Raw genomic sequence first — 24,337 nt, forward strand, 5'->3', positions numbered from 1 at the left:
GTAGGGAAGCCGTTTATCGAACATTATAAACATAATGACTTTAAACATCGGAAATCAGACATTATGGCCTGGCTTGACGCTGACGCGGCATTCGATCCGGATGCGTTGAAAAGTAGCCTGATTGGCGTGCAGTCGGCGCTCGGTAACCACGACTCCGGCAGCCACCGGCATAAGATGGCACAGATCCTGTTTACCCGTCAGGGATGCGTGCGTTTAACGCTCAACGATAGCGTCCTGCTGTGCCTGCTGCCACCGGGGCGCGCGGCGTGGATCCCCGCTGAAGTCAGCCATCGCGCGGAGATGAAAAACATTGTCGACTATCGTTCCGTCTGGTTTCAGCCGCAGCGTTACCCTCAGTTGCCAACGCAGTCGGCGATACTCAACGTGGTGCCGCTGCTGCGCGAGCTATTAGAGCGCATCAGCGCCAGCCCCTGGGATACCGACTGGGAGGCCGAGCCAGCGCGGCATCTCGCCGCCCTGTGCCAGGCGGAAATTCGCGCCGCCGCGCGGGAGCCGATGATGCTCGCGCTGCCGCAGGATAAACGGCTGGCGATGGTTTGCGGCGACGCGCCGCCGCCGCCGCTTGGGACGCTCGCTGCCCGCTGCGGCGCCAGCGAAAAAACCATCAGCCGACTGTTTCGCCGCGATACCGGGATGTCCTACCAGCAGTGGCGTCAACAGTGGCGATTAATGAAAGCGGTCGAGATGCTGGCAACCGGGGAGCGGATTACCGATACGGCGATGGCGCTCGACTTCGCCAGCGACAGCGCCTTTATCTACTTCTTCCGCACCATGACCGGCATGACGCCGGGGCGTTATTTTTCCGCCTGATTGTGGCCGCCCGGCGTGAACGGCGGCAGCTTCAGAAAGGTGTTCTGCAGCCCTTCGGACCACGCTTTGCGAATGGTATTGAAATAGGGATCGTTTTCGGTGATCCGATGCTGTTCGGCGCTGCTAAGGCTACCGCTGCGGTACAGCAGGGTGTCCAGCGGCAGCCCCACCGAAAGATTGCTGCGCAGGGTGGAGTCGATCGAAATCAGCGCGCAGCACATCGCCTGCTCCAGGGGAGTATCGATGGTCAGAACCCGGTCGATAATCGGCTTGCCGTATTTGCTCTCGCCAATCTGGAAATAGGGCGTGTCGCGCGTGGCTTCAATAAAGTTGCCTTCCGGATAGATATGAAACAGCCGGTGCGTTTCGCCGGCGATCTGCCCGCCGAGCAGCAGGTTGCAGTTGAAGTTGGTATTGCCGCAGTTCTGCTGATTGCTGCTGTCGCGCTGAATCACCTCCTGTAAGGTTTTGCCGATCAGCATCGCCGCGTCGTATAGCGAGGTCACCTGCATCAGGTTAGGCTCCTGCTGGGTGCGAATGCGGGCGCTGAGCAGGCTAATCACGCTCTGAGTGGTGGCCAGGTTGCCCGCCGACTGCAGGACCATGACCCGTTCGCCATCCTGATGGAAAACGTGCAGTTTTTTAAACGTTGCAATATGGTCCACTCCCGCGTTGGTGCGGGAGTCTGAGGCAAATACCAGTCCATCTGACAAACACATGGCCACACAGTAGGTCATCGTTTTTTGTTCCTGCCGTTATTGCTGCTGCGCCTGCTGCGAATGCTCGCGCACTTCAGCGTTAGTTAACATGATTTCCCCCCCGCCGCCGAGGCGGGTGCCGCGTACCGGGCACGCATCAAGATAGTCCAGCCCGGTCGCCAGCCGCAAATGTTGATTCAGGCTGCGCGTGTTATTGGTGATATCAAACGACTGCCAGCGCTCGTTGAGCCACACTTCGGCCCAGGCGTGCATGGCGACGTGCTCGGCGTTATCGCTGTAAACGTAGCCGCTGACGTAGCGCGCCGGGATCTCCAGCGCCCGGCAGCAGGCGAGAAACACGTGGGTGTGATCCTGGCAAACCCCTTTCGCGCGCGCAAAAGCATCGGCGGCGGAGTCCTGCACCTGGGTGGCGCCCGGCGAATTGGGCATTCTCAGCAGCAGCTCGGCCATTAACCGGTTCAGGCTCTCCTCCTGCGCCTCCGGCTGATACCAGCGCTGAGCGAATTCGCGGATCGGGCCGTCGGCGCGGGTGAGCGGCGTACAGCGCAAGAAAACCAGCGGCGACAGCAGCTCCTGCGGCTCCGCGCCGATGTCGTCCCCCTCTTCGGCGATATCGACGATCCCGCTGGCGCGGATGGTAATCTCTTTATGCGGATTATCCAGCGTCAGCACGTGCAGCACGTTGCCCCAGGCGTCGGTGGTGGCGACGGCGGAACCGTCCGGCAGGGTTAATGTCCAGGCGGTGATCTTCTGCCGACCGCTGCTGCGCGGCGTCAGGCGCAGATACTGGGTCGAAAACTTCACTTCTTCATCGTAGCCGTAGCGGGTCAGGTGATCGATAACCAGTTTCATAACGCCTCCAGATAGGTTTGTCTGATGCTGTCGGAAAGCGCGTTAATCCGCGCCAGCAGTGCATTAAGGGTGACCTGTAAATCGGCCTGCGCCAGATCGTCGCGGGTGCTGAAACGCAGGTCGACGTTGAGCTGGTGCGCCAGCCGCAGCGGCAAGTGCGAGCGGTCGTTGGCAATCTGTTCCAGCTGCCCGACGAGGTCTGAAATACTCGCTCTCAGCGATCTCGGCACATCGTTGCGCAGGATCAGCAGCTCCATCACCGTTTCGCGGCTGACCGGCTGGCGGTAAATGCTGTTGTAGGCCTCGCGGGCGCTGACCGCATTAAGTAGCGTATCCAGCCGGTAGTATTCGCGTACCGGATCGGGATCGCTGTTCAGCTGCTGATCCTTAATCAACAGCAGCTGCGCGGTGGCGGATGCCCGCTCGATCAGCGTCCCGATCCCGATAAAGCTCAGGGCGTCGTTACGCAGCAGCGTGCCGAGGATCGCCCCGCGAAACAGATGTACCCGCTCTTTTACCCACTCAAAGAAAGCGTCGTTGCCCAGCTCGCCGATCCCCTGCTGGCGCAGCTTTCGCAGCTCAATGCGCGTGGCGTTGATGCTTTCCCACACCTCCGCCGACAAGCTGCCGCGCACCGCATGGGCGTTGTTCCACGCCATCTCGACGCAACTGAAAATGCTGTACGGGTTGTTGCCGTCGAGCGCGAAAAAATTAAGCAGGTTGCTCATAGTGAAACGCGCGTGCCGCGCCTGAAACAGCTCATGGGTCAGCGACAGATTCAGCGGCAAGGCTAAATCCCGCGACTGCTGGCTGTGGCGGGGGATCATCGACAGCTTCCAGGTCACGTCCAGCACCCGGGCATAGCTTTCCGCGCGCTCAAGGTAGCGCGCCATCCAGAAGAGTTCACTCGCTGTGCGGCTTAACATGATTCATCATCCTCCATCACCCAGGTATCCTTGGTGCCGCCGCCCTGCGACGAGTTCACCACCAGCGAGCCTTCGGTTAGCGCCACCCGCGTCAGCCCGCCGGGAACCAGGCGGATCTCCTGGCCGGAAAGGACGAAGGGACGTAAATCGATATGGCGCGGCGCCAGCCCCTCGTCGACAAAGGTTGGGCAGGTCGACAGCGCCAGGGTGTCCTGAGCGATATAGTTGGCCGGATTCGCCAGCAGGCGCTGGCGAAACGCATCGCGCTCCTCTTTGGTCGAGCGCGGGCCAACCAGCATGCCGTAGCCGCCCGCGCCGTGAACCTCTTTCACGACCATCAGTTCAAGATTGCTCAGCACGTAGCTGAGATCTTCCGCCTTACGGCACTGCCAGGTGGGAATATTGCTCAGGATCGGCTGCTCGCCCAGATAGAAGCGGATCATCTCCGGTACGAAGGGGTAGATCGATTTATCGTCGGCGACGCCGGTACCGATAGCGTTGGCCAGCACCACGCCCCCGGCGCGATACACCGACAGCAGCCCCGGTACGCCTAACATGGAGTCGGCGCGGAAGGCCAGCGGGTCAAGGTATGCGTCGTCGATACGCCGGTAAATGACGTCCACGCGCCGCGGTCCTTCGGTGGTGCGCATATACACCGCCCCGGTTTTAATAAACAGATCCGCGCTTTCCACCAGCTCAACGCCCATCTGCTGGGCCAAAAAGCTGTGTTCAAAATAGGCGCTGTTAAACCGTCCCGGGGTCATCACCACCACGCACGGATCGTCCACCGGCGAGCTTTCGCGCAGCGTTTGCAGCAGATAGCTGGGGTAGCGTTCTACCGGCGCAATATGGTGCTGTTCGAACATTTCGGGATACAGCCGCATCATCATTTTGCGGTTTTCCAGCATATAGGAGACGCCGGAGGGGGTGCGCAGATTATCCTCCAGCACGTAATACTGGCCGTCGCTGTTGCGCACCATATCGACTCCGGTGATATGGGCGTAGGTGTTATTGGGTAAATTTATCCCCTGCATACAGGGTTGATACTGTTCGTTCGCCAGCACCTGTTCGGCCGGGATCAGCCCCGCGCGAAGGATATTTTGATCATGGTAGATATCGTAAAGAAAAGCGTTGAGCGCTTTCACCCGCTGGCGGATGCCGCGGTCAATCCGCTGCCACTCGCCGGCGGGAATAATACGCGGCACGCTGTCGAAAGGGATCAGTCGTTCGGTGCCCTCATCCTCGCCGTAGACGTTAAAGGTGATGCCGATGCGGTGAAAGAGCAGCTCCGCCTGCTCTTTCTTCTGCCGGATAGAGAATTGATCGGTACTGCGAAACCATTGCCACCAGGCGTTATAGTGCTGACGCTGCTCTCCCTGTGCGGTAAGCATCTCATCATAATAATGCCCGTCAGGAAGCGTTATTTTTATCATGGTCGTCTCCTCCGGTTGTACTCACTTTGAGGTAATCCCGGTAAGAGATAAGCATTAATTATGCCAGGTAACGCAGCGCGGCGGCGCGGCGTTACGCTGTTATGCCATGACGCTGAATTGAATAAAAAACAATCAGACGCTTTGCTTATTTATGGCCTGTTTTTCGCGTAAAGCGCACCAATTTGGGGCAAGTCGATTCACGCGATACTAACGCGCCGCCAGCCACGCTGCGTAGCGCTCGGGCCACTCGACGCTGGGCGTACCGGCCCGGCCCAGCGCAAAACCGTGACCACCGCTGGCGTAACGATACAGGGTGACCGGGACCTGATGCTGACGGCAGGCGGCGGCCATTATCAACGTATTGTGCGGATCGGAGACATTATCGTCCTCCGCCTGAACCAGAAAACAGGGCGGTGTCCGCCCGCTGACCCAGGTTTGTACCGACCAGGCGCGATCGACCTCCTCCGCGGCGTGAGGCCCGGCGAGGAGCCGATGGGTGGCGGTATGGGTGTACGGAGGTTCGAGGGAAATCACCGGATAAATCAGCGCGGCGCCGTCGGCCCGGGGCGGGGTGTCGTCCACGCCGTCGATCGGCGGGTAAGAGGCAAAATCAGCGCGACAGGCAGCCATTCCCGACAAATGTCCGCCGGCGGAAAACCCCAGAAGGCTGACTTTGGCTTCCCGCAGACGAATCAGGCGCAGCGCCCGCTGAGCGTCCTGCAGCGGAGCAAGGCCGCCCGCTTGCCACCCCTCCCCGGGAAGACGATAGGTCAGCACGTACGCGGTATAGCCGCGCATCGTTAGCCAGCGCGCGGCGGGCCAGGCCTCCTTCGCCATTTCAATGCGTCGATAGCCGCCGCCGGCAGCAATTAATACGCCGTGGCCGCGTGGCGCTGCGGGACGCCATACCGTCAGTTCAGGCTGGGCGATATGGCTTAGCGCGCCGCGTGCCGATAAGCGGACGGGGCCGTCCGGTCCGCCGCCGCCGGGAGGCACGCCAGGCCACAGGCGGATCGTTTGCTGGCTTTCAGCGGCGCGAAGACGACCGCCCGCCAGCAGCGCGGCGGCGCTTAAAAACAAAAAATGGCGTCGGTTCATCGGCGGCTCCTGAGACGGAAATTAGTCATTAACGAGCTTGAGTTCCAGCCAGTCCACCACCAGACCCGGCTTGATAAAATCAAAGCCTACACGATATTTCCCCGACTGTAGCTCAATCCGACACAGCTTCTGCACAATCTCACGACCGAGCGTACCGTTGGTCTGGATCGTCGCCACAAATTGTTCATTAAGCAGCAGGTTGCAGGCGGTTTGTGCGAGCGGCGCACCGTTAGCGTGAACGCTCACCAGCACATCATATACCGCTGTTCGCTCAACGCTCAGCACCAGCTCCTCGTCGTAGCGCAGCCGCGACTGCTCGGCGATTTTAATTGCGCCAGGACAGGCCCCATCGCACGCAGGATCCGCCGCCAGGTGAATAATCCCCGCCCGCGGCATCTCCCCGCGCTTAAAGACCTGCGTCTGCATCATAAAGTCGAGGATGTTTATCGCGCAGCGCTGAAGCTCACCGAGCGTTAGCTCGCCTGTCGCCAGCGCCGCCAGGGTATTATCTCCCCCCGCATTAACTTCCGCGCCGTTATTATTGACCACCATATAAAGGTCGTTCTGCGCGCGGATCATCGCCGCGGTGTTGTGGGTGCTCGCCGCGCCGCCATCGACGGGATCGTTCATCGTTGCCCACCAGTCGGTCATCACGATCCCGCGAAAGCCCCACTCCTCGCGCAGGACGGTGGTGGTGAGATCGTAGTTGGATGCGGCATGGTGGCCGTTGACCGGGTTATAAGCGGTCATTACCGCATTTGCGCCGCCGGATTTCACCGCATACTCAAAACCTTTGAGATAGATTTCACGCAGCGCGCGCTCTGACACCACCGAATCCGCTTTGGCTCTGGCGAACTCCTGATTGTTGCAGGCAAAGTGCTTGAGGGTGGCAATCCCGCCGCCGCTGCGAATGCCGCGAACCACCGCCGCCGCCATCATCCCGGTGAGCAGCGGATCTTCGGAAAAGTACTCAAAATTACGCCCGTTCAGCGGATGGCGCTGGATGTTCATCCCCGGCCCTAACAGCAGGTCGATACCGTTGCGCAGCAGCTCTTTGCCTTCCATCACGTATAAGCGTTCCACGAGGATCGGGTCCCAGCTGGAGGCCAATAATGTTCCGCTGGGAAGCAAAGTGGCCTTTGCGCCGTTATCCATGCGAATCCCGGATGGGCCGTCGGCGGTCGATGCCAGAGGAATACCTTTTTCCAGCAGGCTGTCGGCCACGCCGCCAAAAGCCGACGCGACGCCGGGCGTCACTTTGTGGCTACACATGCCTTCTCCGCGCACCAGGCAGGCCAGCTCCTCAACAGACAGCTGAGCAACAAAGGCATTCATCGTGGTACGCCCTTCAGCCACGTCGTTGAGGGTCAGTCCCTGGTTACCGGTAAGGGTGATAGCCTCTGGCAAACGCTCCTCAATGCGCGCGCGCAGATTAATCTCCCGCCGCGGCACGTCCTCCCACTCGATCTGATAGCGCCCATCATCGCCGTCCGCGACCGGTTTTATACGTACGAAAGGCACCGTCGGCGCCAGCACCTGCTGATGGCAGGAGAGGATCCGCAGCGTTTTCTGCGCGTACCCCGCCTCGCCGTCAACCGCCAGCGGCTGTACATCGCGCACGCTGTTACCAAGCAGCAAACGATAAAGCCCTGGCTCCATCACGTAACAGTGTGGATGCCCGGTCGCTCCGCTATCGTCCAGAGAAGCAAAGCGCTCCAGCGGAATTGATAACGTTAAGGTTTCGCTTTCCCCAGGTCGCAGCAGGCGAGTTTTGGCAAAAGCCACCAGCGCTTTGGCCGGTTTGCCGAGCGCGCCCTGCGGCGCCTGGAGGTAGATTTGCACCACTTCTTTGCCCGCGAAGCGCTCCCCGCGATTGGTCACGGTGACGGTCGCCTTGATCAGGTCGCCAAAAGTCTCCGCCCGCGCCGATTGCAGGGTGAAAGAGGTGTATGAGAGACCAAAGCCAAAGGGGAACTGCAGACGCTGCGGACAAAAGGTTTCGAAGTAGCGATAGCCGACGTAAATATCCTCCTGATAGAGGCTTTGCGCTTCCGCCCCCCAGCAGGGCGATGCCGGATGGTCGTCGAGAGAGATCGCGATGCTGCCTACCAGCTTGCCGGATGGCGTCACCTCACCATAGAGCAGCGAAGTGGCCGCCTGAGCGCCGTCGGCGCCGCCGTGCCAGACGTAGAGCAGCGCGCGAATGCGTTGACGCAGCCGCGGATCGTCAGCCCATGAGAGATCGATAAGCCCGGCGGTATTCAGCACCACCGCCACGTCATCAAATTCGCCGCAGACCTGATACAGCAGGTTCATTTCGTCGGCGGTGAGCCGATAGCCACCTTCCACGTCGGCGTTGTCCCGATCCTCTCCCGCGGTACGCCCAAAAACAATCACTGCCTGGCTGGAGAAAGCGCGCGCCTGACGAATCTGCTCATCGCTCAGCGGCATCTCCTGCTGGCACCAGGGTTCCGCTGCCCAGCCCCCTCCGCCGTTGTCGAAGGGGTGTTGTTCAACCCAGCGTTCGTAGAGTCCGGCCAGCTGCGTATTCAGCCTCATCCCGTTTCGCGCACGCATCGCCTGCAGCAAGGTTGTGCTGCTCACCACGTTAACCGCCCCACCGGAACCGGTACCGCTGCGATAGTAGTCAATCTGCGTTCGGCCAAATAACGATAGCGGCCGTTCGGGAGCGAGCGGCAACATTTGGCCATCGTTTCTCAACAGCACCGCGCCTTCGGCAGCGGCGGCGGCGGCAAATTCGGCAAACCCTTCCAGCGGCGTCCCCGCTTGACTGTCATACATGGTGTTGTCCTGTTAACTCATGCCCCGACAGGAGGCTTAATAGCATAATGAACAGAGCCCGCGAAATGCGGGCTCCGCTGTGCTCAGAAGAAATACTTGAAGCGCAGCCGGCCGCCGTAGCGGGAGTCTTCCTGGCCGTCGCCGTTGTTCGGGTGGGATTCAATCCAGGATGCGTAGGCGCCCAGATAGATGTTGAAGTTCTTCATATTCATCACGTTCGGAAACAGATACGACGCATGAATGGTGTGGATATCATATTTTCCCGGATCGGCGATCCAGCAGTTATCGTCGCAGTTAGCGATAAAGTTAGCGGTATTAAAGCTTTCAATCTTGTTATGCGCGTAAATGTAGCCCAGCTCAACACCGTGCCACAGGGAGTTCACCCCGGCGGTAAAGTCGGTTTCATCTTCGGCATCCATATAAGCGACGTTAAGGTTGGTCACCACGCCATCCAGCGGATCGGTTTTTTGCCCGTTCCACGTCATCGTATAGCCATAGCCGGTGCGGCTGGACTGGTCGACCCAGCGCCCTTTCGCATCGTGATAGCCATAGGCGTTATTCACCACGTTGCTCTCCATGGCGATGGCGGTGGAGAAGCGTCCGCTGTTCCACGCAATAACCGGGCGTAAATAGGCGACATTTTTCTCATTTTCCAGTTCAGTACCGTGATACTGCTGGTCCTGGAACAGCGTGCTGCCGTTTTCCAGCAGGGTATTGAGTTCAAAATACCAGTTATCAAGGGTTTTGCTCATCAGGAAGTTGCCGCCGCTGCTGCTGCGGCCGCGCCCTTCCTTCATCATGTAGATATAGCCGTAGCCGTCGCTGTAGAGATCGTTGGCGGTGTTCCCGGAGTATTCCACGAACGTATCCTGATTCAGCGGGAACATATCGTAGGCTTCGAAACGGCCGACCTTCACCTTCCAGTCGTTCTCCTGGCCAAAAAAGAATACCGCATCATCAAGATTCATTTTGCCGTTCAGGTCAGCCAGCGGCTGGACGGAAAAACCGGCAAAGCTGCGGTTATCCATTTTGCGCATACCGTCAAAACCTAGCAGCAGGCGGCCATTAATATCCCAGCGTTCGTTATTGCCCGGCGCCCAATCTTTATTCGCCGTGGTTTTTACCGAAGTCAGGCTACCGCTGCTGCTGGCGCCATCCATATTGAATTCCACATCGCCATAAAATTTGATATCCCCGTAGCCGGACAGCGTCAGTTTCGTCGGCTCCGCGCCCGGTGCGACGGGCTCGGCGGATTCCACTTTTACGGTTGGCGTACTTTTCGCCACAGCGGCCTGCTGCCGGGTTAAGGTCTGAATTTTCGCTTCCGCATCGGCCGCCCGTTGCTCAGCATTTATTAAGCGCTGTTCCAGCTGCGCTAAACGCTTTTCAATATCCGCAGGAGCATTATTTGTCGCTGCCCAAAGGCCAGAGGAGAACAGGCCACTAATAACCAGAGCTATATACTTTACTTTCATTATTAACATCCCTAATTACATTATTATTTGTTTCATCCAGGGTAAAACCAGGGCTATCCAGAGAAATAGTCTGTACAGCCCTTTAAATACGGTGTTGAATAATCAGGATTCAGCGAAGGTTCCGTGGTTTAAATCATCGACGATGCCGTTCATTCTCTTTTCCGTTAAGCCGTAGAATTTAATAGAGACGGCGGTAATAACATAAAAAACAGAAGGAACCAGGGTGAACAACAGCACCACGCCCTGCACCGCTGAAGCTGGCTGCACCGCGGTGTTAGCGGCGTAATGGTAATAGGCCAATATCCAGCCGAGGATCGCCCCGCCAACGGCGACGCCCAGCTTGATAACAAAGATATTTGCCGCAACGTTCATACCGGTAATACGCCGCTGGGTTTTCCATTCGCCATAGTTATTCACGTCGGTAATCATCGACCACTGCAGCGCGCCGTTGCCGCCCTGAATAATAGAAATCAGAATATGCACGCCGAGCACCGCAATCCAGAATTGCACCGGAACGATAAAGCAGACCACGCCCAGCGCGGCGGTGAGCAGGTTAATCCAGAAAGAGAGTCGGACCTTACAAAAACGCGTCCCGAAGGGCTTGGCCAGCACCGAACCCAGCATGGAGGCAAACATCCCGCCGAGCATGAATATCGTTATCACGTCGGCGCCTTTATGCAGCACGCTATTCACATAGTAGACGACGGCGCCACCGCGAATCACTACGGCGACCAGCATCATAAAATTGTAAACGGAAAGAATACGCCACTGATCGTTACGAAACAGTATTTTCACGTCCCGCGCTACGTTCAGGTTCTCTTCTTTAATCGGCTGCACGCGCTCTTTGGTGGTGGCGAAGCAGGTGATAAACATCAGGCAGCCGATAACGCCAAACAGGGCCATCGAGACCTGAATGCCGGTCGCGCGGTCGCCGGGATAGAGAAAGTCAGCCAGCGGTAAAATAAACGCGGTACCGAGCGCGCCGCCGATTGGGGTGATAGCGAAACGCCAGGACTGCAGCGAGAGGCTTTCGCGCGGATCGGAGGTCAGCGCCGCGCCCAGCGAGCAGTAAGGAATATTAATCGCCGTATACATCAGGGTCATAAATATATAAGCCGCCACGGCGTAGGCAATTTTTCCGGAGTCGGAGAAAGAGGGAATGGAATACACCAGCACGCAGCTCACCGCAAAGGGGACGCAGATCGCCAGCAGCCAGGGGCGGAAACGGCCCCAGCGGGTTGAGGTGGCGTCAGCAATCGCGCCCATAATCGGATCGGTAATCGCATCCAGCAGACGAACCAGCAAAAACATCGTCCCCATCACGGCGGGCGGCAGGCCATAAATATCGGTATAAAAATAAGCCAGAATAGCCACGGACGAGTCAAATACAATGTGACTGGCCGCGTCCCCCAGGCTATAGCCTATTTTCTCTCTGACAGAAATTTTGTCGCCAGCAGACATACACCACTCCTTTATGCAAAATGAAACCGGTTTCTGTAATGTCTGCATTTTTTACTTATCCGCTATGCGGGCGCCATTATGTTTTTTAATTAATTATTTATGTTTTTTAATTTATGTGATCCTGTCAGCCTTCAGTCATATTAATCCCGGGAATTCTGTCTGACAGATCACAGGTTTTCATCCTTTGCGCAATTTTTAAAAGGCGATAAATATGACCATTATTGTCACAGATAAACATCAGTTCCGTTTTCTATTTACTGGCATTACTATTGAACGGTGTTTTTTATTTGCGCAAAAACATTCATAACACAAATAACATCATGCCAGTTTCATATGATTAAGATTATAATATTGTGCTTAGCACAATAGTGCCGGTTGGCTGCCGGCCAGTGGGCGGTAAATACTCTGTTTTCACGTAAAATGTTACCTCGGACACGCGCAGCGGCGGATATTCGTCTAAGGTTTTCTGATGGCCGAATGCAGTGGCACATAGTCTGCAATGATAAGGAGAACAATCTATGACGAGTCCCGTTTCCCGTCGCCCCGCTACCCTGCCTTTTGCTCTTCGTCTGGCGCTAGGGGGCGCGTTTGTCGCCCTGGCGACGTTGACGGCTCAGGCTGAAGAAACCCGTCCCACCCCGCAATCACCCGATATCCTGCTCGGTCCGCTATTTAACGATGTGCAAAGCGCGAAACTTTTTTCTGACCAGAAAACGTTTGCTGACGCCATTCCGAACGGCGACCCGCTGATGATCCTTGCCGATTATCGTATGCAGAAAAGCCAGACCAGCTTTGATTTGCGGCACTTCGTCGAACTCAACTTTACCCTGCCTCGCGAAAACGACCAGTACGTTCCGCCAAAAGGACAAACGCTGCGCCAGCATATCAACGGATTATGGCCCGTACTGACCCGCAGTACCGTCGACGTCGAAAAATGGGATTCGCTGCTGCCGCTGCCAAAGCCCTACGTGGTGCCCGGCGGACGCTTTCGCGAAGTCTATTACTGGGACAGCTACTTCACCATGCTCGGCCTGGCTGAGAGCGGCCACTGGGATAAAATTGAAGATATGGTGACCAACTTCGCCGCGGAGATCGACGCCTGGGGCCATATACCCAACGGCAACCGCACCTACTATCTGAGCCGCTCGCAGCCGCCGTTCTTCCCGTTTATGGTTGAACTGCTGGCCACGCACGAGGGCGATGAAGCGCTCAAAAAATGGCTGCCGCAAATGGAGAAAGAGTACCAGTACTGGATGGATGGCGCTGAGGCGCTTGAGCCCGGCAGCGCCAGTAAGCGCGTGGTGCGGATGGCCGACGGCGCCCTGCTCAACCGCTACTGGGACGATAACGACACGCCGCGTCCGGAATCCTGGCTGGACGACGTCACGACCGCCAAAAACAATCCCAACCGACCGGCCACGGAAATCTACCGCGATCTGCGCTCCGCCGCGGCATCCGGCTGGGACTTCAGCTCCCGCTGGATGGATAACCCGCAGCAGCTCGGCACCATCCGCACCACCTCGATTGTTCCGGTCGATCTGAACTCGCTGATGTTCCACATGGAAAAAGCCATCGCCCGCGCCAGTAAAGCGGCAGGGGATAGCGCTAAATCCGCGCAGTATGACGCCTTAGCCAACGCCCGTCAGAAAGCGCTGGAGAAATATCTGTGGAACGATAAAGAGGGCTGGTACGCCGATTACGATCTGAAAAGTCATAAGGTGCGCAATCAGCTGACCGCCGCGGCGCTGTTCCCGCTGTACGTTAACGCCGCGTCCAGCGAACGCGCCGCGAAGGTCGCCGCCGCCACCGAAGCGCGACTGCTCAAGCCCGGCGGCCTGACCACCACGACCGTCAATAGCGGCCAGCAGTGGGATGCGCCGAACGGCTGGGCGCCGCTGCAGTGGGTCGCCGCTGAAGGCCTGCAAAAGTATGGCCAGCAGAAAATCGCAATGGAGGTGAGCTGGCGGTTCCTCAGCAACGTTCAGCACACCTACAACAGCGAACAGAAGCTGGTGGAAAAATATGATGTCAGCTCGACCGGAACAGGCGGCGGTGGCGGAGAGTATCCGCTACAGGACGGCTTTGGCTGGACCAACGGCGTCACCCTGAAGATGCTGGACCTGGTGTGTCCGAAAGAGAAGCCGTGTGACTCCGTCCCCACCGCGCGACCGGCGGCAAATGACGACAACGGCAAAGCGGCGGACGTCTCGGCGCAGCCTGCCGCTCAGCAGCCGGCTGCGGTAGAGGAGAAAAAAGTCGCGCCGTAAACCTCCGCGCGGCGGGGGCCCGCCGCGCGTCTTTATCAATTTGCAGTTCCAGAATCGGCCGGGCCGACGGCTCCCCGGCAAGTTGAACCTGCGGGGAGCGCCCTTTACATGGCGTCCAGCGCCTTCTGCAGCTTCCAGATATAGCGCGGCGCCTGCGGTGCCGGATGCTTTTTCACCACGTGCTCAAAGAAATCATCGGCGTCCATATCGTTAATCTCTTCAATCGCATCCTGGCGATTGGACGAGAATGTCCGCAGCAGCGCGCCCGCGCCGTTGGCATAGGAGACCACCACCGCATAGCGCATCACCTGCGGGTCTTTAATCCCCGCCAGCGGACCGTTTTCGAGGATGCTGAGGTAGGCCGCCCCCATCGAAATATTGCGCTCGGGATTCTTCAGCTCGCTCACCGAAGGATCCCCGCTCCAGCCCATCCGCCGGTAAACATCGCGACCGGAGGTCGAGGGCTTCAGCTGCATCAGGCCAACCGCGCCGGATTTGCTGACCACCGTCGGGTTACCGCCGGACTCAATGGCGATGATGGCGGTAATCAGCTGGGGATCGACGCCCCACGCCGCACCGGCTTTTTCGCTGATTGGCATCCACTGCATCGCCCGCTTAACCGGGACTTCCGGGTTCCACGGCGGGTTACGATAATCGTGTTTTGAACTACAACCGGCCAACAATACACATAAAAAAACACACCATCTCAATTTCACACATCTATCCTTATTGGCTGAAGTTTGCCGCACGGAGATGACAATAAACGCTCCAGGCGGCATGATAACCCTTTCATTCTTAGCAAGGAATTGTCATGTCTCAGTTTTATCTCGTCGCCCCTTCCGGTTACTGCATCAACCAGGAAGCGGCGTATCGCGGCGTGCAGCGTCTGCAGGAGGCCGGGCACCAGGTCGCACACCAGGAAGTCATTCCCCGCCGGGCGCTGCGCTTTGCCGGAACTGAGAATGAACGCCTTGCCGATATCAACCAGCTCGCCGCCCTCGCCGGTAAAAACCGCATCGTGCTGGCGGTACGCGGCGGCTACGGCGCGACTCGCCTGCTGCCGCAGATTGACTGGCAGGCGCTGATCGCGCGCCAGCAGCAGGATCCGCTGCTTATTTGCGGCCACAGCGATTTCACCGCCATCCAGCTGGGGCTGCTGGCAAAGGGTAGCATAATCACTTTTAGCGGGCCGATGCTGGCGGGAAACTTCGGCGCTGAAACGCTGAACGAATTTACCGAGCACCATTTCTGGCAGGCGCTGCGCAACCCGGCGTTTACGCTCGAATGGCACGGTGAAGGCCCGGACTGTCGCGCCGACGGCACGCTGTGGGGCGGCAACCTGGCGATGCTGACCTCGCTTATCGGCACCCCGTGGATGCCGCAGATTAGCGACGGAATTCTGGTGGTGGAAGATATTAACGAACACCCGTTCCGCGTCGAACGCATGCTATTACAGCTGCTCAACAGCGGTATTCTCGCGCGCCAGCGGGCGATTATCCTCGGCAGTTTTACCGGCGCAAACGCCAACGACTACGATGCCGGATACGATCTGCCTATGGTATACGACTACCTTCGCCAGCAGCTTAACATTCCGGTCATCAGCGGCCTGGATTTCGGTCACGAGCAGCGTACGGTCACCCTGCCGCTTGGCGCCAGAGCATTGCTGGTAAACAACGCATCCATCACCACGTTAAGCATCAGCGGCCACCCGGTTCTGGCGGAATAAAAATTCCTCTAACGCATATCCCGATCGGCGTCAGATTGTTAAAATGGTGTAGTTTTTAATTTATCTTCACGCCGGTAAGGAGTACGTCAACATTGGACGCCGCTGCGGTCATTAGTCTGTTTATCCTGGGTTCTGTTTTAGTAACCTGTAGTATTTTATTAAGTTCCTTTTCCTCACGCCTCGGCATCCCGATTCTGGTTATCTTCCTGGCGATTGGGATGCTGGCGGGCATTGACGGTATCGGCGGCATTCCGTTTGACAACTACCCTTTCGCCTACATGGTGAGCAACCTGGCGCTGGCGGTTATCCTGCTTGACGGCGGGATGCGCACTCAGGCCAGCTCTTTTCGCGTGGCGCTGTGGCCCGCCCTCTCGCTCGCCACGGTCGGGGTGCTAATCACCTCGGCCCTGACCGGACTGATGGCGGCCTGGCTGTTTCATCTCAACCTGATTGAAGGGCTGCTGATCGGCGCTATCGTCGGCTCAACCGATGCCGCGGCGGTGTTCTCACTCCTCGGCGGTAAAGGGCTGAACGAACGCGTCGGCTCGACGCTGGAAATTGAATCCGGCAGCAACGATCCGATGGCGGTGTTCCTGACCATTACCCTTATCGAGATGATTCAGCAGCACGAGACCGGCCTGAGCTGGATGTTCGCGGTGCATATCGTGCAGCAGTTCGGGTTGGGTATCGCTATCGGCCTCGGCGGCGGCTATCTGCTGCTGCAGATGATTAATCGCATTGTGCTGCCGGCCGGGCTTTATCCTCTGCTGGCGCTGAGCGGCGGGATCATGATTTTCGCCGCCACCACCTCGCTGGACGGCAGCGGCATCCTCGCGGTCTACCTGTGCGGATTCCTGCTCGGCAACCGGCCGATTCGCAACCGCCACGGTATCCTGCAAAACTTCGACGGCCTGGCGTGGCTGGCGCAGATCGCCATGTTCCTGGTGCTCGGCCTGCTGGTCACCCCGTCCGACCTGTGGCCTATCGCCATCCCGGCGCTCATTCTGTCGATGTGGATGATCTTTATCGCCCGTCCGCTGTCGGTGTTTGCCGGTCTGCTGCCGTTTCGCGGCTTCAACCTGCGCGAGCGGATATTTATCAGCTGGGTGGGCCTGCGCGGCGCGGTGCCGATTATTCTCGCCGTCTTCCCGATGATGGCGGGCCTGGAGAATGCGCGGTTGTTCTTTAACGTGGCCTTCTTCGTGGTGCTGGTCTCGCTGCTGTTACAGGGGACCTCGCTCTCCTGGGCGGCGAAGAAAGCCAAAGTGGTGGTGCCGCCGGTCGGCTCGCCCATCTCCCGCGTCGGGCTGGATATCCATCCGGAAAACCCGTGGGAGCAGTTCGTGTACCAGCTTAGCGCCGAAAAATGGTGCGTCGGCGCGGCGCTGCGCGACCTGCATATGCCGCCGGAGACGCGGATTGCCGCGCTGTTTCGCGACAACGTACTCCTGCACCCTACCGGCAGTACCCGGCTGCTGGAAGGCGATATTCTCTGCGTGATTGGCCGCGAACGTGACCTGCCCGCGCTGGGTAAACTGTTCAGCCAGTCGCCGCCGGTGGCGCTGGATCAGCGCTTCTTCGGTGATTTTATCCTCGATGCCAGCGCCAGATTTGCCGACGTCGCGCAGATTTACGGCATTGACGGGGGAGAAGAGTTTCGCGATCGCCAGCAGTCGCTGGGTGACGTCATACAGCACCTGTTAGGCGCCGCCCCGGTGGTCGGCGACCAGGTGGAATTTGCCGGGATGGTGTGGACGGTGGCGGAAAAAGAAGAGGATCACGTACTGCGGGTCGGCGTACGGATGGCGGAAGATGAGGCGGAGTGATCCGCCTCAGGCTAAGTTACACCGTCACAACCGGTACGCGCGGCGCGAGCGCGCACATTAATTCATATCCGACGGTGCCGCAGGCGGCCGCGACATCGTCAATTTTGATCTCTTTGCCCCACAGCTCAACCGGCGCGCCGATCCCTGCCTGCGGGCATGGGGTTAAATCCACGGCCAGCATATCCATTGAGATGCGCCCGACCGTCACGGTGCGTACGCCGTCAACCAGCACCGGCGTACCGCTCGGCGCCAGCCGCGGATAGCCATCGGCATAGCCGCAGGCAACGATGCCGATACGCCGCTCCTCCGCCGTGCGCCAGGTTGCGCCGTAGCCGACCGCTTCACCGGCTTTCAGGTTCTGTACGGCAATAATTTCGCTGCTTAGCGTCATCACCGGTTTCAGCCCGGTGTTGGCCACGTCCTGCCACAGGCCGGAAGGCGAGGCGCCGTACAGCACGATCCCCGGCCTCACCCAGTTAAAATGCGACTCCGGATGCCACAAGGTTGCCGCCGAGTTCGCCAGCGAGCGCGGGCAATCCAGCCCTTCCGCCGCCTGCTCAATGCGCCGCATCGGCTCGACAATGCCGTCCGGGTTTTCCGCTTCGGCGAAATGCGACATTAACGTCATTTCGCTGACGTTACCGAGCGCTCGCAGCTGCTGCCAGACGATGTGCAAACGGTCCGGCATAAAACCCAGCCGATTCATCCCGCTATTCACCTTGACGTAAATATCGAGGGGCGCGTGCAGCTTCGCCTGCTGCAGCGCCTTGATTTGCCAGTTACTGTGCACGCTGGTAGTCAATCGGTATTTATCAAACAGCGCCAGCTCATCGGCATGGAAGAAACCTTCCAGCATCAGTATCGGCCCTTTCCAGCCGAGCTCGCGCAGCAGGATCGCCTCTTCAAGATTGAGCATCGCGAAACCGTCCGCGGCGCTCAGCGCGTTCCAGACCCTTGCCAGGCCGTGGCCATAAGCATTGGCTTTGACCACCGCCCACAGGCGCGAGCCGGGCGCCGCGCGGCGAACAATGTGTTGATTCTGGCGTAAGGCTGACATATCAATGCTGGCCTTTACAGGACGAGACATGAAAGCTCCTTGTTAATTGTGAACGCCATGCAGATGCTGAGCGCGGGCCGGCGTAAAGCCGCGGCCGTAGCGGGCGACGGCAAGATCGTCATACGGGATCGCCGGCGTACGCCCGGAGATCAGATCGCTGATCAGCTGGCCTGAACCGCAGGCCATGGTCCATCCCAGCGTGCCGTGGCCGGTGTTGAGCCACAGATTTTTATACGCCGTGCGGCCCACCACCGGCGTACCGTCCGGGGTCATCGGACGCAGTCCGGTCCAGAAGGTTGCCTGTTCAACGTGGCCGCCGCGCGGGAACAGATCGCGCACCACCATCTCCAGGGTTTCACGCCGCGGCTGCAGCAGTTCTTTATTAAATCCAACAATTTCCGCCATTCCGCCAACGCGAATACGCCTGTCGAAACGGGTGATGGCGATTTTGTAGGTTTCATCAAGGATAGTCGAAACCGGCGCGCCGTCTTCTTGCGCGATCGGAATCGTCAGCGAATAGCCTTTCAGCGGGTAGACCGGAATATCCACCAGCCCTTTCAGCATGGCCGTCGAATATGAACCGAATGCCATCACGTAAGCGTCGGCTTTGATGATTTCAGCGCCGCACTTCACGCCGGAGATGAGATCCCCTTCATAGAGCAGTTCATCCACCGGTGTATTAAAACGGAAAGTCACGCCCGCCTGTTCCGCCATCAGGGCCAGACGCGTGGTGAAAAGCTGGCAGTCGCCGGTTTCATCATTGGGTAAACGTAAACCGCCCGTCAGTTTATGGCTCACTTCCGCCAGCGCCGGTTCAACGTCCAGCAGGCGGTTTGCCTCCAGCAGCTGGTAAGGCACGCCCGCCTCCTGCAGTACCGCGATATCGCGGGTCGCGTTTTCGAACTGCTTGTCGGTGCGGAAAAGCTGCAGCGTGCCGCCCTGCCGGCCTTCATACTGGATACCGGTGCTCTCGCGCAGCGCCTTCAGGCAGTCGCGGCTGTACTCCGCCAGGCGCACCATACGTCCTTTGTTTTCCATATAGTGGCGAGTGTCGCAGTTGCGCAGCATCTGCCACATCCATTTCAGTTGGAACGGCGTGCCATCCAGCCCGATAGCCAGCGGCGCGTGGCGCTGGAACATCCACTTAATCGCCTTCAACGGTACGCCCGGCGCCGCCCACGGCGCAGCGTAGCCGGGAGAGATCTGCCCGGCGTTAGCGGCGCTGGTCTCTTCGGCCGGCCCCGGCTGACGATCGATAACCGTCACTTCATGTCCTGCCTGGCTTAAGTACCAGGCGCTAGCGACTCCAACTACCCCACTTCCCAGTATGACGACGCGCATAGCGGCTCCGTAATCGTTAAAGAACAATCATCTGATTACAAATTGATAACTCAGATGAAAATATTATTCAACATACGCTTTATTTATGGTGACTTATCTCACAGGGTTCTGCGCCAGCTCTGCCCCCGTCGGTTTACCATCTCCTGCTGCGCCTCATTTTTCTACAGAATAAAATCCTGTTTAAACCGCAAAAAAACGCCTATAAGATTGTGAAATCGCGAAGAAAAGAAAATGTGGATGCACGCAGTTTGCGACGCCGTGTTCTATGCTTGTTAAGAGGTTTTCCGTACAGAGAGAACCATCAACAACGAGGGCGCGCTAATGGCTACGATTGATTCCATGAACAAGGACACAACCCGTTTAAGCGATGGACCCGACTGGACTTTTGAGCTGCTGGAAACCTATCTGGCAGAAGTCGATCGGGTGGCGAAGCTGTATCGTCTTGACACCTATCCGCACCAAATCGAAGTCATTACTTCCGAACAGATGATGGATGCCTACTCCAGCGTCGGGATGCCGATTAACTATCCGCACTGGTCGTTTGGTAAAAAATTCATTGAGACCGAACAGGCCTATAAGCACGGGCAACAGGGGCTGGCCTATGAAATCGTCATTAACTCCAACCCCTGTATCGCCTATTTGATGGAAGAGAACACCATCACCATGCAGGCGCTGGTGATGGCGCACGCCTGCTACGGGCACAACTCGTTTTTCAAAAATAACTACCTCTTTCGCAGCTGGACCGACGCCAGCTCCATCATCGACTATCTCATCTTCGCGCGTAAATACATCACCGAATGTGAAGAGCGCTACGGCGTTGATGAAGTCGAGAAGCTGCTCGACTCCTGCCACGCCTTGATGAACTACGGCGTTGACCGCTATAAACGCCCGCAGAAAATCTCGCTGCAGGAGGAAAAGGCGCGGCAAAAAAGCCGGGAAGAGTATCTGCAAAGCCAGGTGAATATGCTGTGGCGCACCCTGCCGAAGCGCGAAGAGGAAAAGACCATTGAAGCGGCGCGCCGCTATCCGTCTGAGCCGCAGGAAAACCTGCTCTACTTTATGGAGAAAAACGCGCCCCTGCTGGAGCCATGGCAGCGTGAGATCCTGCGTATCGTGCGTAAGGTCAGCCAGTATTTTTATCCACAGAAGCAGACTCAGGTGATGAACGAAGGCTGGGCGACCTTCTGGCACTACACCATCCTGAATCATCTTTATGATGAAGGAAAAGTCACCGAGCGCTTTATGCTGGAGTTTCTGCACAGCCACACCAACGTGGTGTTCCAGCCGCCCTATAACAGCCAGTGGTACAGCGGCATTAACCCCTATGCGCTGGGTTTTGCCATGTTCCAGGATATCAAACGTATTTGTCAGTCGCCGACGGAAGAGGACAGGTACTGGTTCCCGGATATTGCCGGATCCGACTGGCTCGAAACCCTGCACTTCGCCATGCGCGACTTCAAGGATGAAAGCTTTATCAGCCAGTTCCTGTCGCCGAAAATCATGCGCGATTTCCGCTTCTTTACCGTGCTCGATGACGATCACAACAACTATCTGGAAATATCCGCCATTCATAATGAAGAGGGATATCGTGAGATTCGTTCGAAGCTTTCAGCGCAGTACAACCTGAGCAACCTCGAGCCGAACATTCAGGTATGGAATGTGGATCTGCGCGGCGACCGTTCGCTCACCCTGCGCTACGTGCCGCACAACCGCGTGCCGCTGGATAAAGGCCGCCGCGAGGTGCTGAAGCACGTCCACCGCCTGTGGGGATTTGACGTTCTTCTGGAGCAGCAAAACGCCGATGGTAGCGTTGAGCTGCTGGAACGCACGCCGCCGCGGCCCAATCCGCTGTAGCGCGTAAAAAAGCAAAACGCCCGGTGACAGAACCGGGCGTTGTTTATTCGTGGGCGGGGTCTAGCGCATATTAATCGCCAGGTCACCCGGCAAATTCTTCTGCATACGATGCCAAATCTCCCCGCTGTCATGCCCGTAGCGGCGAACGATTTCATAAACCTGTTCATGAAGCCCTTCTTCACATACTTTCGCCAGCTGATGATAGAAGCCGAGCGCCAGGCTACGCGCTTCCGGGTTGGCAAAATAGTGACGACCTATGCGGGTGTACAGACCTTTCATCCCGTTGAGGATCAGGCCGTAGATGGGGTTACCTGAAGCAAAGGCCAGACCGCGGAAGATATTATAATCCAGCTCGGCAAACGCATCGGCGTGGTCTTCAATTTCACGCGCGCTCGCCAGAACCTCCAGCGCTTTATCCGGGTGCTGACGGAAAGCGGTGCGGATAAAAATAGTCGAAATATTGGTACGCACGGACAGCAGATTATCAATCAGCTGCGGAACGCTGTCGTGATCGAGACGCGCGAGGGTTTCGAGAATATTCAGACCTGACGTTTCCCAGAAGTTGTTCACCCTGGTAGGCTTACCGTGCTGAATAGTTAACCAGCCATCGCGGGCCAGACGCTGCAACACTTCACGTAAGGTTGTACGGGTAACACCAATCAGTTCAGAAAGTTCACGTTCAGCGGGAAGAATTGAACCAGGAGGGAAGCGGTTATTCCAGATACTTTCAATGATGTACTCTTCAGCGAAACCCGCAGGGCTTTGCGCCTTAATGACCATAATAAGATTTCCATTACACAGCGTTGCTATTCGACTCATCATACCAGAGCGACCATAAGGCAGATAGCGCCAGAAAGTAATTAAAAAGGGATCGCCGTTTCATTTTCAACTTTTCATTTCACACTTTCTGTGGCTAAAGAACGTGATGCGAAGAAAGTTGCGTCTCGTTTTGCGCAACTGGTAATCTTGCGTATAGTTACGCATAAAATCATGTTTCAGAATTTGACGGAGAAAGGATGTCTGTCGTGGAAATGTCGTATGGCCGCGCCCTGTGGCGCAACTTTCTTGGTCAGTCCCCGGACTGGTACAAACTCACTCTCATCATTTTCTTGATCGTTAATCCGCTGGTCTTTTATCTTCATCCGTTTATTGCCGGATGGCTGCTGGTTATCGAATTTATCTTCACCCTGGCGATGGCGCTTAAATGTTATCCGCTGCTGCCGGGCGGCCTGCTGGCTATTGAAGCGGTATTTATCGGTATGACCACGCCCGGGCATATTCGCGAAGAAGTGGCCAGTAATCTTGAAGTCCTGCTGCTGCTGATGTTTATGGTGGCGGGTATCTACTTCATGAAGCAGCTGCTGCTGTTCATCTTCACCCGTTTGCTGCTCGGCATTCGCAGCAAGATGCTGCTGTCGCTGGCGTTTTGCGTCGCGTCCGCTTTCCTCTCCGCCTTCCTCGACGCGTTGACCGTTGTCGCCGTCGTGATCAGCGTAGCCGTTGGCTTCTACGGTATTTATCACAAAGCCGCTTCGGCGCGGCCGGACGATGACAACATGCTCGACGACAGCCATATCGAGCAGCACTATCGCGATGTTCTGGAGCAGTTTCGCGGCTTCTTGCGCAGCCTGATGATGCACGCCGGGGTCGGCACCGCGCTCGGCGGCGTAATGACGATGGTCGGCGAGCCGCAGAACCTGATTATCGCCAAAGCCGCGGGCTGGCACTTCGGTGAATTCTTCATGCGCATGCTGCCGGTAAGCTTACCGGTGCTGGTATGCGGCCTGCTCACCTGCCTGCTGCTGGAGAAATTCCGCCTGTTTGGCTACGGCGAACCGCTGCCGCCAACGGTGCGCAAAGTGCTGCAGGAGTTTGACGATCGTAGCCGTCAGAGCCGCAGCCGCCAGGATCGCCTGCGCCTTATCGCCCAGGGGATTATCGGCGTCTGGCTGATCGTCGCGCTGGCGCTGCATCTGGCGGAAGTCGGCCTGATTGGCCTGTCGGTCATCGTTCTGGCAACGACTTTTTCCGGCGTCACCGACGAACACGCCATCGGCAAAGCGTTTACCGAAGCGCTGCCGTTTACCGCGCTGCTGACGGTCTTTTTTGCCGTCGTGGCGGTGATCATCGATCAGCACCTGTTTGCCCCGGTGATCGAATTTGTTCTCCAGGCCTCGCCGCACGCCCAGCTGTCGCTGTTCTATCTGTTTAACGGCCTGCTATCATCGATTTCGGATAACGTCTTCGTCGGCACCGTGTACATCAACGAAGTGAAAGCGGCCCTGGAGCATGGGACGATCGGCCTGCCGCAGTTTGAGCTGCTGGCGGTGGCCATTAATACCGGTACTAACCTGCCATCCGTCGCCACGCCGAACGGTCAGGCCGCGTTTCTGTTCCTGCTCACCTCCGCGCTGGCCCCGCTGATTCGCCTCTCCTATGGCCGTATGGTGTGGATGGCGCTGCCGTATACTCTCGTCCTGACCCTGGTGGGCCTGGCGTGCGTCGAGTTTACCTTGATGCCGGCGACCCAGTGGATGCTGGAGCAGGGTTGGCTGGTGACGCCTCAGCTGCTGAAATAAAAAGCAATACCCGGATCAAAAATCCGGGTATTCCATATTCGCTTACGTAATATTTTCAGACTAGCTGCTGGCGTCGCATCGGTTTTCGTT

Annotated in this window: 18 protein-coding genes; 6 read left to right on the forward strand and 12 right to left on the reverse strand. The window is 57.7% G+C overall.

From position 1 onward, the window contains the following. The first annotated feature begins 63 nt into the window (after positions 1 to 63). Positions 64 to 831 (forward strand): AraC family transcriptional regulator, encoded by a 768-nt coding sequence (locus FQK12_RS04350; RefSeq protein ID WP_014229790.1) that lies wholly within the window; start codon positions 64 to 66, stop codon positions 829 to 831. Here the strand turns inward: FQK12_RS04350 and FQK12_RS04355 are convergent. The 8 genes from FQK12_RS04355 to FQK12_RS04390 all read right to left on the reverse strand — a co-directional run bounded on the left by FQK12_RS04355 (position 816) and on the right by FQK12_RS04390 (position 11,597). Beyond that, on the reverse strand, positions 816 to 1,568 hold the full coding sequence (locus FQK12_RS04355; protein ID WP_014229791.1) for a proteasome-type protease: 753 nt from the start codon (positions 1,566 to 1,568) through the stop codon (positions 816 to 818). The genes FQK12_RS04350 and FQK12_RS04355 overlap by 16 nt on opposite strands. 18 nt (positions 1,569 to 1,586) lie before the next feature. Further along, entirely contained in the window at positions 1,587 to 2,402 is an 816-nt protein-coding gene (locus FQK12_RS04360; protein ID WP_146295658.1) for a transglutaminase domain-containing protein, read from the reverse strand. After that, entirely contained in the window at positions 2,399 to 3,328 is a 930-nt protein-coding gene (locus FQK12_RS04365; RefSeq protein WP_004103215.1) for an alpha-E domain-containing protein, read from the reverse strand. Before FQK12_RS04365 ends, FQK12_RS04360 begins: the two co-directional genes overlap by 4 nt. After that, on the reverse strand, positions 3,322 to 4,761 hold the full coding sequence (locus FQK12_RS04370; protein ID WP_014229793.1) for a circularly permuted type 2 ATP-grasp protein: 1,440 nt from the start codon (positions 4,759 to 4,761) through the stop codon (positions 3,322 to 3,324). The genes FQK12_RS04365 and FQK12_RS04370 overlap by 7 nt, the downstream gene beginning before the upstream one ends. 207 nt (positions 4,762 to 4,968) lie before the next feature. Further along, positions 4,969 to 5,859 (reverse strand): alpha/beta hydrolase, encoded by an 891-nt coding sequence (locus FQK12_RS04375; protein WP_014229794.1) that lies wholly within the window; start codon positions 5,857 to 5,859, stop codon positions 4,969 to 4,971. A gap of 21 nt (positions 5,860 to 5,880) precedes the next feature. Next, positions 5,881 to 8,661 (reverse strand): glycoside hydrolase family 3 protein, encoded by a 2,781-nt coding sequence (locus FQK12_RS04380; protein ID WP_014229795.1) that lies wholly within the window; start codon positions 8,659 to 8,661, stop codon positions 5,881 to 5,883. Between the two features lie 83 nt (positions 8,662 to 8,744). After that, positions 8,745 to 10,136 carry a carbohydrate porin gene (locus FQK12_RS04385; RefSeq protein WP_014229796.1) on the reverse strand — a complete coding sequence of 464 codons (1,392 nt, stop codon included), beginning with the start codon at positions 10,134 to 10,136 and terminating at the stop codon, positions 8,745 to 8,747. 102 nt (positions 10,137 to 10,238) lie between these two features. Beyond that, positions 10,239 to 11,597 carry a glycoside-pentoside-hexuronide (GPH):cation symporter gene (locus tag FQK12_RS04390; protein ID WP_014229797.1) on the reverse strand — a complete coding sequence of 453 codons (1,359 nt, stop codon included), beginning with the start codon at positions 11,595 to 11,597 and terminating at the stop codon, positions 10,239 to 10,241. A 518-nt stretch (positions 11,598 to 12,115) separates the two neighbouring features. On the opposite strand from FQK12_RS04390, the gene FQK12_RS04395 reads away from it, so the two are divergent. Further along, positions 12,116 to 13,864, forward strand: a complete 1,749-nt coding sequence (locus tag FQK12_RS04395; RefSeq protein ID WP_014229798.1) for an alpha,alpha-trehalase — start codon at positions 12,116 to 12,118, stop codon at positions 13,862 to 13,864. 104 nt (positions 13,865 to 13,968) lie between these two features. Here FQK12_RS04395 and emtA read toward each other — a convergent pair whose 3' ends face one another. Continuing rightward, a complete protein-coding gene (emtA, locus tag FQK12_RS04400; RefSeq protein WP_009651970.1) occupies positions 13,969 to 14,580 on the reverse strand; it encodes a membrane-bound lytic murein transglycosylase EmtA in 612 nt (203 codons plus the stop codon). 95 nt (positions 14,581 to 14,675) lie between these two features. On the opposite strand from emtA, the gene ldcA reads away from it, so the two are divergent. Both ldcA and FQK12_RS04410 read left to right on the forward strand, forming a co-directional pair. Then, positions 14,676 to 15,590, forward strand: coding sequence for a muramoyltetrapeptide carboxypeptidase (ldcA, locus tag FQK12_RS04405; protein ID WP_014229799.1), 915 nt, complete (start codon positions 14,676 to 14,678; stop codon positions 15,588 to 15,590). 92 nt (positions 15,591 to 15,682) lie between these two features. Next, positions 15,683 to 17,416: a potassium/proton antiporter gene (locus FQK12_RS04410; protein ID WP_004851981.1), complete on the forward strand. Its 1,734-nt coding sequence runs from the start codon at positions 15,683 to 15,685 to the stop codon at positions 17,414 to 17,416. A 16-nt stretch (positions 17,417 to 17,432) separates the two neighbouring features. On the opposite strand, the gene dadX is transcribed toward FQK12_RS04410, so the two are convergent. Further along, positions 17,433 to 18,503: a catabolic alanine racemase DadX gene (gene dadX / locus FQK12_RS04415; protein WP_014229800.1), complete on the reverse strand. Its 1,071-nt coding sequence runs from the start codon at positions 18,501 to 18,503 to the stop codon at positions 17,433 to 17,435. 12 nt (positions 18,504 to 18,515) lie between these two features. Further along, positions 18,516 to 19,814: a D-amino acid dehydrogenase gene (locus FQK12_RS04420; protein ID WP_014229801.1), complete on the reverse strand. Its 1,299-nt coding sequence runs from the start codon at positions 19,812 to 19,814 to the stop codon at positions 18,516 to 18,518. Positions 19,815 to 20,135: 321 nt separating this feature from the next. Between FQK12_RS04420 and FQK12_RS04425 the strand changes: the two genes are divergently transcribed. Then, positions 20,136 to 21,668, forward strand: coding sequence for a SpoVR family protein (locus FQK12_RS04425; RefSeq protein ID WP_004138526.1), 1,533 nt, complete (start codon positions 20,136 to 20,138; stop codon positions 21,666 to 21,668). Positions 21,669 to 21,728: 60 nt separating this feature from the next. Here FQK12_RS04425 and fadR read toward each other — a convergent pair whose 3' ends face one another. Then, entirely contained in the window at positions 21,729 to 22,448 is a 720-nt protein-coding gene (fadR, locus tag FQK12_RS04430) for a fatty acid metabolism transcriptional regulator FadR (RefSeq protein ID WP_014229802.1), read from the reverse strand. 245 nt (positions 22,449 to 22,693) lie between these two features. Here fadR and nhaB point away from each other — a divergent pair, with 245 nt between their 5' ends. Further along, positions 22,694 to 24,247, forward strand: a complete 1,554-nt coding sequence (nhaB, locus tag FQK12_RS04435; RefSeq protein WP_014229803.1) for a sodium/proton antiporter NhaB — start codon at positions 22,694 to 22,696, stop codon at positions 24,245 to 24,247. The last annotated feature ends 90 nt before the right edge of the window (positions 24,248 to 24,337 follow it).

It is taken from the genome of Klebsiella sp. ME-303 (genome assembly GCF_007910085.1).
Classification (GTDB): domain Bacteria; phylum Pseudomonadota; class Gammaproteobacteria; order Enterobacterales; family Enterobacteriaceae; genus Klebsiella; species Klebsiella michiganensis.